The sequence below is a fragment of the Lentzea miocenica genome, assembly GCF_033949945.1.
Taxonomy (GTDB): Bacteria; Actinomycetota; Actinomycetes; order Mycobacteriales; family Pseudonocardiaceae; genus Lentzea; species Lentzea miocenica.
Genome location: NZ_JAXAVW010000048.1, coordinates 62790 through 73575 on the forward strand (window position 1 = coordinate 62790; position 10786 = coordinate 73575).

12 protein-coding genes and 1 pseudogene are annotated in these 10786 nt (G+C 65.6%); 8 read left to right on the forward strand and 5 right to left on the reverse strand.

The features are described 5' to 3' along the window. Positions 1-17: 17 nt before the first annotated feature. From SK803_RS41675 to SK803_RS41685, 3 genes are read left to right on the forward strand one after another with little or no spacing between them, the layout of a single operon-like run. Positions 18-599, forward strand: coding sequence for a TetR/AcrR family transcriptional regulator (locus tag SK803_RS41675; protein ID WP_319971740.1), 582 nt, complete (start codon positions 18-20; stop codon positions 597-599). 13 nt (positions 600-612) lie between these two features. Further along, entirely contained in the window at positions 613-1488 is an 876-nt protein-coding gene (locus SK803_RS41680) for an alpha/beta fold hydrolase (protein WP_319971741.1), read from the forward strand. 7 nt (positions 1489-1495) lie between these two features. Next, positions 1496-1963 (forward strand): hypothetical protein, encoded by a 468-nt coding sequence (locus tag SK803_RS41685; RefSeq protein WP_319971742.1) that lies wholly within the window; start codon positions 1496-1498, stop codon positions 1961-1963. A 1-nt stretch (position 1964) separates the two neighbouring features. Here SK803_RS41685 and SK803_RS41690 read toward each other — a convergent pair whose 3' ends face one another. Together SK803_RS41690 and SK803_RS41695 are read right to left on the reverse strand one after the other, a co-directional pair. Next, positions 1965-2600, reverse strand: coding sequence for a class I SAM-dependent methyltransferase (locus SK803_RS41690; RefSeq protein WP_319971743.1), 636 nt, complete (start codon positions 2598-2600; stop codon positions 1965-1967). A gap of 75 nt (positions 2601-2675) precedes the next feature. Beyond that, a complete protein-coding gene (locus SK803_RS41695; RefSeq protein ID WP_319971744.1) occupies positions 2676-3593 on the reverse strand; it encodes a cation diffusion facilitator family transporter in 918 nt (305 codons plus the stop codon). 276 nt (positions 3594-3869) lie between these two features. Here SK803_RS41695 and SK803_RS41700 point away from each other — a divergent pair. From SK803_RS41700 to SK803_RS41715, 4 genes and pseudogenes are all read left to right on the forward strand, one after another. After that, a pseudogene (locus SK803_RS41700) lies at positions 3870-4040 on the forward strand (helix-turn-helix domain-containing protein); the annotation flags it as partial. Further along, positions 4037-4864, forward strand: a complete 828-nt coding sequence (locus SK803_RS41705; protein WP_319971745.1) for a tyrosine-type recombinase/integrase — start codon at positions 4037-4039, stop codon at positions 4862-4864. The pseudogene SK803_RS41700 and the gene SK803_RS41705, both read left to right, overlap by 4 nt. A gap of 159 nt (positions 4865-5023) precedes the next feature. Further along, positions 5024-5284 (forward strand): hypothetical protein, encoded by a 261-nt coding sequence (locus SK803_RS41710; protein WP_319971746.1) that lies wholly within the window; start codon positions 5024-5026, stop codon positions 5282-5284. Positions 5285-5429: 145 nt separating this feature from the next. Beyond that, complete coding sequence (locus tag SK803_RS41715) at positions 5430-6617, forward strand: serine/threonine protein kinase (RefSeq protein ID WP_319971747.1); 1188 nt, start codon at positions 5430-5432, stop codon at positions 6615-6617. A gap of 44 nt (positions 6618-6661) precedes the next feature. Here SK803_RS41715 and SK803_RS41720 read toward each other — a convergent pair whose 3' ends face one another. After that, entirely contained in the window at positions 6662-6868 is a 207-nt protein-coding gene (locus SK803_RS41720; RefSeq protein ID WP_319971748.1) for a hypothetical protein, read from the reverse strand. Positions 6869-7323: 455 nt separating this feature from the next. Here SK803_RS41720 and SK803_RS41725 point away from each other — a divergent pair, with 455 nt between their 5' ends. Next, a complete protein-coding gene (locus SK803_RS41725; protein WP_319971749.1) occupies positions 7324-8343 on the forward strand; it encodes a hypothetical protein in 1020 nt (339 codons plus the stop codon). A gap of 44 nt (positions 8344-8387) precedes the next feature. On the opposite strand, the gene SK803_RS41730 is transcribed toward SK803_RS41725, so the two are convergent. Continuing rightward, a complete protein-coding gene (locus SK803_RS41730) occupies positions 8388-9326 on the reverse strand; it encodes a DUF2726 domain-containing protein (RefSeq protein WP_319971750.1) in 939 nt (312 codons plus the stop codon). Positions 9327-9383: 57 nt separating this feature from the next. Continuing rightward, positions 9384-10786: hypothetical protein (locus SK803_RS41735; protein ID WP_319971751.1), on the reverse strand; the 1403-nt coding region annotated here is incomplete at its 5' end.

Here is a 10786-nt window from a genome sequence, read left to right on the forward strand (position 1 = left end):
GGAGGCGCGACCGCTACATGAATGAACGATCACCGCTCCTCGATGACGCTGTGCTCGCAGCGGCCGCAAGGGTGATCGCTGAGCACGGCTGGCACGAGTTCACCCTGGAACGGGTCGCTCAGGCCGCCGGGATCTCGCGCGTCACCCTGTACCGCAAGGGAGCCACGCGCGAACTGCTCGTAGAGGCTCTGGTGGTCGGTGCCGCGCAGGCCTGGCAGGCCGGCCTCTGGCCGGCGCTGACCGGACCGGGCAACGCCGCGGAACGCCTGCGAGCCGCGTTGCGCGCGTCGTGCGAGGTAGTGGAACAACACCTGTCCCTGCTGGCTGGACTGAGCAACGCGCCGGACCCGGTCTTCCACCTCGACGGCGGCGATACCCGCAACGTCTATGTCGCGCCGTTCGAACGACTCCTGCACGACGGAATCGCCGACGGCTCGCTGCGCGCCACCCTCGACCCGGCGACGACCGCGCTGTTGCTGTTCAACATCGTGCCCCGCACCTACATCCACCTGCGCGACGCCCACCAGTGGCTCCCGGACCGCACCGCCGAGGCGTTGCTGGACCTGCTGATGCCCGGAGTGCTGCCCGAACACCCTTGAACGGAGGAGATCGATGGCCACCAGCGTGCAAGAACTCGGTCCGGTCGAAGAGGTCGAGCTGCCGGAGGGACGCATTCGGTACCACTCACGCGGTGAGGGACCGCCGATCGTGTTCGTGCACGGCATCATCGCCAACGCCGACGTGTGGCGGCACATCGTCCCGGCGTTCGCTGACCGCTACCGCTGCATCACGCCGGACTGGCCGTTGGGCGGCCACCGCGCCCCGATGCGCGAAGGCACCGACTTCTCCCTCTACGGCCTGGCGGACCTCGTCGACCGCACGCTGGAAGCCCTGGACCTGAACGAGGTCACGTTGGTGGGCAACGACACCGGCGGAGCCGTGTGCCAGGCGGTGGCAGCCCGGCATCCCGATCGCCTGGCCCGCCTGGTGTTGACACCGTGCGACGCCTTCAACAACTTCCTGCCGCTGCCGATCAAGCACCTGCAGTTGACCGGCCGCACTTCGGCAGGACTGAAGCTTCTCGCTGAATCACTGAGGTTCCGTCTCATCCAGCGCATGCCGATCTCGTTCGGTCTGCTCACTCGCCGCCCGATCCCCGCCGACATCATGGCCAGCTACACGGATCCGCTGCGCGAGGATCCGTTGGTGCGCAGGGACTTTGCTCAGCTGGTCCGCGCGATCTCAACGCGCTACACGTTGGACGCCGCCGAGGGGTTGAGCCGGTTCGACCGCCCCGTGCTGCTGCCATGGGCGCGGCAGAACTTCTTCCCCGTCGCTCACGGCGAACGTCTCGCCGGCAAACTGCCCAACGCCACCCTGCGGATCATCGAGGACTCCGGCCCGTTCGTGACCGAAGACCAGCCGCGCCAACTCATCGCGCTGATGGAGGAGTTTCTTGCGGCAACGGAACGCCGCGAGGTGCTTTGATACTGCGATGACGGTCGCCGCGTTCGTGATCTCGTGCTTCGGCTTGCTCGTCGCGTGTCTCGCGGCCTGGTACGGCCGCGGTCAGAAGCGCGCTGCGGAAAAGTCAGCGGACGAAGCCAAGCGCTCTGCCGATGCCGCCGTAGCTCTCGCGGAGGTCGAGGCTGCTCGCCGCGCGGACGAACTGACGGAATCCGAGCGTGGTCGCGTTCGCTTTGCCCTGGAACATGAGCGTGGTCAGCGGTATCTGCTCCGGAACGTCGGAACTGACAGCGCGTACGGCGTGCATGTCGACACCGGCGGCCTGGGCGTCCAGGGCGAAGTGACAGATTTCGAGGAGTTCGAAGCCGAAAGTGAGCACAGGTACCTTCTGGCTAAGACCTTCAATGGCAATCAGGCCGACCACGTTCTGGTGACGTGGCACCTCACCGAGGACCGATCTGACAAACCGCGCTCGGTGAAGCTGCTCGGTCCGTAGGTCACTGGTCGCCCGGCTTGCGGGCGACCAGTCGCTCCACCACGCCGAGCTTGAACCGTTCCCGCAGCTCGACTTCCAGGCCGCGCTCCTGAACGAGGTGCAGCGGACGCCGCAGGTAGTGCTCTCCTGCCATCGGAATCGTGATCCGCTCCACCAGCCACTGCACGCCTCGCACAAGGCGTGACGAGCCGGCGACGTGATCGACGAGGATCAACCGTCCACCGGGACGCAGCACACGCACCATCTCGTCGACGGCCGTCTCGTGATCGGGAATGGCGCACAGCCCCAAGGTGCACACAACGGTGTCGAACGAGGCGTCGTCGAACGGCAAAGCGTGAGCAGTCCCGTGCCGCAACGTCACTTCGCGGCCGGCGTCCTGTGCCCGCGACCGGGCCAGATCGAGCATCTGCTCGCTGATGTCGAGCCCGGTGATCACGACATCGTCGGTGTAGAACGCCAGGTTCAACCCGGTGCCGACCGCGACCTCGAGAACGTCGCCAGCGGCTTGAGAACACGCCCACCGCCGTGAGTCACCGAAGACCCGGCGATCCAGAACGCCGATCTCCTTGTCGTAGGTCGTGGACTTGCGATCCCAGTACTGTTCCCAGCGGGATGTCCGGTCATCGGTCTGCGCCATGGTTCCCCCAGTCGGTCGCTGCCACGTCCAGCGAAGCACGACCGCGGCGCCCGCCGCATCAGGGAGAACCCCGGATCATGGATGAACAGGCTGCTCATGGGCGGCGTGGCTCTTGGGCTCCAACTGGAACGTGGAGTGCTCGACGTCGAAGTGGCCCGCGAGGCAGGTCTGCAGCTGGTCCAGCATCTGCGGTGCGTGCCCGTCGTGGAAGCACTCGTCTTCGACCACGATGTGCGCCGACAGGATGGGCATACCGGAAGTCACCGTCCACGCGTGCAGGTCGTGCACGTCGCGCACGTGCGGCACCCCGAGGATGTGCTGCCGGACCTCGTCAAGGTCCACGTTCTTCGGCGCGGCTTCGAGCAACACGTCGACGGCCGCACGAAGCAGGCTGAACGCGCGGGGGAGGATCAGCAGTCCGATCAGGACCGCCACGATCGCGTCAGCGCGGGTGAAGCCGGTGAACATCGCGATGAGTGCGGCGCCGATGACGCCGACCGACGCCAAGGTGTCGGTCACGACCTCGAGGAACGCGCCACGCATGTTGAGGCTTGCGTTCTGCGCCTTGAACAACAGCAGCATCGACGCGACGTTGCCGACGAGACCGATGATGCCGAACACCAGCATGGAGCCGCTCTGCAGCGCTGGAGGCTCGGTCAACCGCGAGATCGACTCGTACATGATGTAGGCACCGAGGCCGAGCAGTACGGCCGCGTTGACCGCGGCAGCCAGGATCTCCGCCCTGGCCAGGCCGAACGTGCGCTTCGCCGTGGGCGGCCGCGCGGCCAGCGTGATGGCGACCAGTGCCAGCGCCACGCCTGCCGAGTCGGTGAGCATGTGGCCGGCATCGGCGAGAAGCGCGATGCTGCCGGACAGCAGTGCGCCGATGACCTGCACGACCATGATGCTCGCGGTGATCGCCAGAACGCCGACGAGGCGCCCGCGGTGCTGGCCTCCGGCGGTCACGTGGCCGTGCCCGTGTCCAGTTCCCACTTCGAACGTCCCCCAATCCATGCACACATAGCAATCTGTGCATGGATGCTAGCACCGCTCACGACCCTGCGTCTTCCTTGACGGGGTGACGCTGAGCAGATCGGCTTCGCGGTCGGTGGCCAAGCGGACGAAGTGCGGCTGCACTGCCTCGGGGTCGGCGGAAGGCGCGACTACCTCGCGTAGCGCGTACGGCCGCTTCCGTGCGGGTCCGGTCGGCTTTATACGTGTAGGCCTTGCCATCGAGTTCACGGCCCACCTGCTCTCGTATCCGTTCCGGAAGCCGCCAGATTGTTGGGCATCAGTCGAGCTTCGGCTTACCGATACGCAGATGCAGGTGTGTTGCCCGGCGTCCGCCGGTTGGGGCGGCGGGTGTACGTGGTTCGTGCTCGGCTCGTCGAATTCCTCGAACCCGAGCAGGATGCCGCTGGGGAAGCTGAGGCCGCATGACCGGCAAGAAGAAGCGGTCTCGCAAGCCTTCCGATGGGTCGGTGTTCAAGCGCGGCCGCAAGTGGGCGTATGCGTTCCCTGGGCCTCCGCACCCGCTGACTGGGGTCCGTGACCGCATTACCAAGAGCGGTTACGAGACCGAGGACGAAGCCTGGGACGGGATGGCGGAGGCGCGCGCCGCGTTGGTCACCGAGACCTACGTTAAGCCGTCTCGCGCCACGATCAACGACTTCTTCGAGGAGTACTTTCCGTACGCGCGCCTGACCGTCGAACCGACGACGGCGGCCAACTACGAGACGTTGGCGCGGACATGTGTGATGCCCATCGTCGGACGGCGCCTCATGCAGGACTTTGTGCCGTCGATGGTTGCTGCGCTCTACGAGCACCTGCTGACCGAGGGGCGTCAGAAGCGCAACACCAACGGTGAGATGTACGAGCTGTGGAAGGCAGCCTGCGCCGCGAATCGGGAGATCCGGCCGCGGGAGATCGCGGACAAGGTCGGGGTGACCTACGCCGCTGCACGGCGCGCGGTCCGGCGCTACGAGGTCGGTCGGATCCCGAAGCCGCATGTGCCGGGGCTCTCGCCGAAGACGGTCAAGAGCGTGCACATCATGCTCAGCGGGGAGTTCGTCCACCGGCTTGGGGGCATCGCAGGAGGCACGGCTGTTGCGGTCGGTGTGAGCCTCGCACAAGGGGGCTTCCGTGTCAGCCAAGTGGCGACATTCGTTGATTCGGTGTCCTCCGGGGTCCGAGGCCGGCGAGGCCGCCATCGACGGAAGGCCACCGATGAAGATCGCCGCGCTCAAGGAACGTTCACGTCGTGATGTTCACCCGGACGTGTCGGGTGTCCGTGGTGCGCGTTGTGCCATATGGCCGATACCGTCCGGCGGCGAAGCGCATTGCGTCAATGCCGGAACCCACCGTAGGACAGCTGTCGGGTTCTGTCGCGCTCGTTCGGACGATGAGCACAGGAGAAGGTTTCGATGAAACTGATGGATTCCGTATATATCAGCGCTCGCGGCCTGCTGGGCGGTGCGATGGCTGTCGCGGCAGTCGTGGGCGGTAGCGGCGTGGCCCAGGCCGCGGCGCCCGACACGATCATGATCGCCGTCACCGACGACGGTGGCATCGGTGTCGGCGCAGACGAATTCGGCAAATACTGGTTCGCAAGCGTCCCTTCTAACGCTCTCGCTCTTGTGTCCCACGTGCTAGACGAGCTGACGTCGTTGGAGCTTGACCTGTAGGGGTTCGGGACATTCCGAACATCCCACCCGGCAGCGTATTTCGGAGGCGTCGTGGTGTGTCCGCCTGATGTCGTGTGGTCGTGCAGGGGCGGTGCCGAGCAGGCGGTGATAGGCCTCATGTGTCGATCAGGACGGGAAACGCGGAATGGGTGACAGCACCACCGTGTATGAGTTCGCCGCGGATGCCGGGATCGCTCGCTTGGCGCCAGCGGGAACAGGGGACCCGGACGGGGTCGGCGGGCATGTGGTGTTCCGTCATTCCGCGAGGTGGCTGCCGCAACGCATCGACCACGAGGCCGCCGACCTGCTGTCGCGCTTCACCGTGCCGCGCACGGCGGACGAGGTGATCAGTGCCTACTGCCACGACCGCGGTGAACAGGCGGCCGCGGTCGTGGACGATGCCCGGCAGGTCGTGGCGGTGATGGTCGGGCGCGGGGTGCTGGTCGCCCAGGGGCAATCCGGTTCACCGCCGGCGGTCGGCTGGGCGAGCGGCTACCGCACGCTGCGGTGCGTCCGGTCCACCGACGACGCCGAAGTGTGGGAGGCCACCGGACCGGACGGCGAGCACGTCGCACTCAAGATCGCCGCCGGCGACGACGACGTGGCGATGCTGCATCAGGAAGCCATGATCCTGCCGCGGCTGAACGGTGTGGCGGTACCGCGCCTGGTGGAATGGCGGCCCGGCCCGGACCTCTGCCTGCTGGCCACCCAATGGACGCAAGGGATCAGCCCCGACGCCGCCGCGGCGCCCCTGATCGACCAGGCCCGTGCGGGCAGCGCCGCGGCCTTCACCGCACTGCTGGACCTGGCGCTGTCCATCCTGGACGCCTACATCGCTCTGCACGCCGCGGATGTCGTCCACGGCGACGTGCACCAAGGCAACATCCTCGTCGCCGGGACGACGGCCACCCTGGTCGACTTCGGTCAGGCACGACCCTGGCTACCCCCGATGCTGGTGCCCACTCGCCGCGTCGAGCCGGGTTACGCCGAACCCGAATTCGCCACCGCCATGCTGCACCGGCATCCCTCGCCGCACCCCAGCGCGGCGTCTGACCAGTACAGCCTGGCGACCCTGCTCTACGGTCTGTTCACCGGCAGCCGCTACCTGCCCCACACCACCAACCTGCGCGACTGGCTACACCGTGTCGCCCACCAGCCGCCCGATCCGCTGCCGGACTGGACCCGCCGTCACCACCCCGCGCTCGAGACGGTTCTTCATCGCGCCCTGGCCAAGAACCCCACCGATCGCTATCCAACTCTCGCCCAGCTACGACACGACCTCGTCGCCGCCCGACCCGTCCACGACAGCGCTCCGCAGGTCCGCTGCTGGTGATCTCTTGAGTCGCGTGTGGACACTGTGGCACCCGGTACTGCCGGTCACTGCTCGACGAGCCGTACCGGGTGCGGCGGCAGCAGCCGCAACGACCTGGACTTCATGGCCCGATTTCCAGAGCTGAGCATCCTGCCCCGAGTTCCTGCGCCACCGCGCCACCACGACCAGGATCTCGCCATCCACGCCGCCATACCCAGGCCCGCCGCGGCCAGCAGCCAGGCCAGCACCCCTAGCCCACGTCCTCCGGTCACCGCCCATCGCATGCGGGCCGCCCGCCGGCAGTGCGATCAGTCGAGGGCGAAGTCTCAGCAGTCGTCACGCACACGGCATCGTGAACTCACCCACTGTGCTACCGCAGCCGCGACCGGCAGGTCCATCGACCTGGTGGCTGCCGAACGGGTTCACCGCAGGCGCTGCATGAGGTGACAGCTAGCTCGCTCATGTGACAGATAAGGCGCCTCGTCACATTCGAGAAGCTGCCGATCCATGACGCGAGAACCTATCAGTGAACTCGCACATACGTTCGATTGGATGCGTGTGGCGATCGACCACGATCGAGTAGAGACAGCTGGCGCCAACAGCGATCAGCTTGCCTCCGGAGTGTGCCCGTCGAGCGGTGCTAACGCGCGAGGCCTGCCTCCGATCAACCTGTAGTGGCGAGTGGACTGCTGTCCGCCATCTTCCTACCGAGTGTGAGAGGGGGACAGTGAAGTTCCGACGGAGAACTCTCGAGCACCTGGGTGACCTCATCTGCGGGAATCTGGGCTCCGATGAGCCTGGAGCCACCAGCCCCAAGTACTTCCCGTACCGGTCCAGCTCGTACATCACGGATTTCTTCGGTGACATCGACACCGACTGGGAACACGACGGGTCGACCCGGCATCGCTGGGTTGCCGGTGTGCTGGAGTCGATGCTCGCCGAGCCACACGACGGGCCTACCCGTCCGCCCGACAGCTTCTGCCGGCTCATTGATCGGCTGATGGACCCAGGAGACGCGGACAACGAAGGTCCCGATCGTCCCAACGCGTTGCGGATGTTGAATGAAGTGCTTGCCAGAGAGGGATTTGAGGCGTTCTACGCCGAGGACAGGCACTGCTACCTGCGGCACATCGGAACCGGCGCCACCTCGAGCGCGAGTCCCAATCCGCACCGCCCGTTGAGCCCTGCGGAGGTCGAGAGGCGCGACCGCCTGGTTGCGTACTTGGACAAGTGCAGCGAAGACCAGCTCATCGAGGACGTGTTGCTGCCGCTGTTTCGACAACTTGGCTACCACCGAATCACCTTCGCCGGCCACAAGGACAAGGCTCTGGAGTACGGCAAGGACATTTGGATGCGGTACACCCTGCCAACACAACACGTGCTGTACTTCGGCATCCAGGTCAAGCGCGGCAAGCTCGACGCGGCCGGGGTATCCCGTGCGGCGAACACCAATATCGCTGAGATCCACAACCAGGCGTTGATGATGTTGGCGCACGAGATCTTCGATCCGGAACTCAACCGGCGGGTCCTAGTCGACCATGCGTTCATCGTTGCGGGCGGGGAGATCACCAAGGCGGCCCGCAACTGGCTGGGCAATGCCCTCGACGCAGCGAAACGCAGCCAGATCATGTTCATGGACCGCGACGACATCTTGAACCTCTACACCGTTACCAACCTGCCCTTACCCGGTGCGGCATTGCCGACCCCGGATCCGTGGGGCGGGTTCGCAGCGGAGCCACCGTTCTGATCTCGTGGGGAGACCTGCGGCTGGTCGAGATCCAGCCCGGTGGATCACCTGCCGAAGTTGCTGAACTGGATTGTGAACTCTTCCGAGCCCTCGACGTTGCTGCTTCCGCCGCTCGCACCTCCGACCTGGCCGTTGTCGATCAGCTGCTGGATCTCTGCTGCCTTATTGCGCATGGCCGTGCTGTTGTAGGCGACCGGCTTCCCCGCAAGCCAGTCGGCGGCCGCGTTGGCGATGTCCACGACGCAGATCTCTTCCGCCAGGTCATGAGGACTGATGCCCTGGAAACGGAAGTTCCGTACGCGGGTTTCGCTGATGAGGTACCTGTCCTTAGCCACCGGGAGGTACGCGATCGCCCGCACTCCGCGGTCTTCCTCGGGGCGGACTCTGAACACGTTGGGCAACGGCCGAGGCAGGCGTCCTTCCCGATGCAGCTTCCACAGATCTTGAATCGCGACAGCGTCGAAAGTGCTGAAAAGGGCACCGCTCCCGTCGTCGGTGGGTGTGATGAAGCTGCCGTGGTAGAAGGGCTCGTCGTAGGGCACGAGGCCGTTCTCCTGCGCTTCGAAGAACGCCTCGGACCTGTAGAAGGCTTCGACGGCGTAGGACAACAGGGGCCAGCGGCCGGACGCGGTCACGAAGTTGCTGGTGACCCGGAGCAATGGCAGCTCGGCGTCCTCGCAGATGCGGTCTTTGATGGAGTCCCGGCGCCGCTGGCCGAGGTCGGTCCAGTGCTGGCGGCCGTCCATCTCGACGGCGAACTTCGGCAGTCCGCTGTCCTGGTCGAGCATGACGAAGTCGAGGTGCGTGGACAACGCGAACCAACGATCCCGCGGCGCCTGATCGTCAAGTAGGTCGATGTCGACCACGTCGGCCAACCGCATCTTCGGCACAAGCCTGTCGCCCGTGTCGGCTGAGAACGTCCGGAGGAGTTCGTCTGCCGCCTTCTCGTACCGGTTGCTCATCACCGGTCGAAGCTTGCTCAAGCGCGCCATCGCTACGTCATACCACCGTGCCCCGACAGTTCTGCGGATGTGAGCCGGTCATGAGTGAGACCTGGCCACCACGGGCAAAGCGTCGGACTTCTCGTGATCTGTGCCCAGCTGCGATACGAGCGTGACGGCGGGTGGCCCTAGCGGACTCCAACTGGAAAAAGCTTCGACGGCTGCCTTGATGGCGGACTGGCTAGCGGGTGTCCAGCTATGGGCGGTGGTGGCGAAGAGAAGCTCGTCAGCGCGCAACCATGCTGCGGCCTGGCATTTCTTCGTGACCTCCCGGCGTCCTGGCTTGCCTTCGAGGTCTCGGCCTGATGTTTTGCACTCCGCTACGGTGATCTTGTCGTTGACGTAGGTGATCAGGTCGAGCTCGACTACAGCCTGCCCGCTCTTGGCGAAGACGACTTCGGCCACATCGGAGAACGGCTGTCGCTTGCTCGGGCTTCGGGGACGGCGCTGGAGATGGGAGGAGAGCAGGGCCGGTACGTCACCGTTGTCGCGGAGGATCTGCCGTCCGACCGGGTGCAGGTCGTAGAACCACGTGGGTTCGTCGTGTGGTGCTTTCCACGACCACTGGTCGAGGTCGTTGAGTGCGTCGCAGCGTTGGCAGGTCCAGCGTTGTCCAAGTTTGTCGATCTGCAAGAACTGTTTGTCCTCGCAGGTTGCGCAGCGCAGCACCAGCCCTCTGCGGAGTACACCGGTACGGCATGCGGCGTCAACGCGCCCGCGGAGTTCTTCGCTGCTTAGCTTGAGGCAGCGGGCGCCAAGGCCGGTGAAGGTCAACACGCCTTCTCGCGCGGACAGCACGATGCCTTGATGGTCGGGGTAGGCGGTGTTGGTGGTGGCGCTGTTTGGCAGCATCGCTCGCAGGGCGGGCAGCAACGGGCCGCCGAACAGTTCGGTGTAGGCCTGGCGGCTTCCTAGCATCTTGGCCAGGAGTGTTGCGCGCCGTCCCGCGTCGCTCGGCCGGGCTTCGTGGTCGTGCTGTTTGCATTTTGCCTGGATCCAGGCTTCCAGGCTCAGATCGCGCAGTGCGACTCGAGCGAGAGTGTTCTCCAGCCTGGTGCCAGCGCTGATGAAGTCAAAGCGCTGAGCCTGATAGGTAATTCCCTCGCGACTGCTTCTGGTCCAGGTCGGCATCATGGCCGGGCGTTCGGCGAAGAGTTCGAGCGACTCGATGCCGCGACGTCGCACCGCCTGGCCGGGGCCCCAATGCACGTCCACATGCCAAGTTACGTCGCGAAGGGACGCCAAGCTCGGACTTGAGAGCGTTGGCGGGGGCAGTGGCGCTGCCATGGACACTGTGGACGTCGAATCGATGTTCACCGGGATCGTGGTGATGCTGTTCCACTGGTCCTGCATCGCGAAACCAAGGACGGCATGTTGGTCCCACGGCAGATTCTCGACCTGTGTGACCACCAGTTCACCGCTTGGCGCGAGAAGGGCAGTCG

Bases quoted from the DNA above. Each gene is read 5' to 3' on its own strand.
- SK803_RS41680 (WP_319971741.1), top strand. From the start codon at position 613: ATGGCCACCAGCGTGCAAGAACTCGGTCCGGTCGAAGAGGTCGAGCTG.
- SK803_RS41675 (WP_319971740.1), top strand. From the start codon at position 18: ATGAATGAACGATCACCGCTCCTCGATGACGCTGTGCTCGCAGCGGCC.
- SK803_RS41705 (WP_319971745.1), top strand. From the start codon at position 4,037: ATGACCGGCAAGAAGAAGCGGTCTCGCAAGCCTTCCGATGGGTCGGTG.
- SK803_RS41685 (WP_319971742.1), top strand. From the start codon at position 1,496: ATGACGGTCGCCGCGTTCGTGATCTCGTGCTTCGGCTTGCTCGTCGCG.
- SK803_RS41710 (WP_319971746.1), top strand. From the start codon at position 5,024: ATGAAACTGATGGATTCCGTATATATCAGCGCTCGCGGCCTGCTGGGC.
- SK803_RS41715 (WP_319971747.1), top strand. From the start codon at position 5,430: ATGGGTGACAGCACCACCGTGTATGAGTTCGCCGCGGATGCCGGGATC.
- SK803_RS41690 (WP_319971743.1), bottom strand. From the start codon at position 2,600: ATGGCGCAGACCGATGACCGGACATCCCGCTGGGAACAGTACTGGGAT.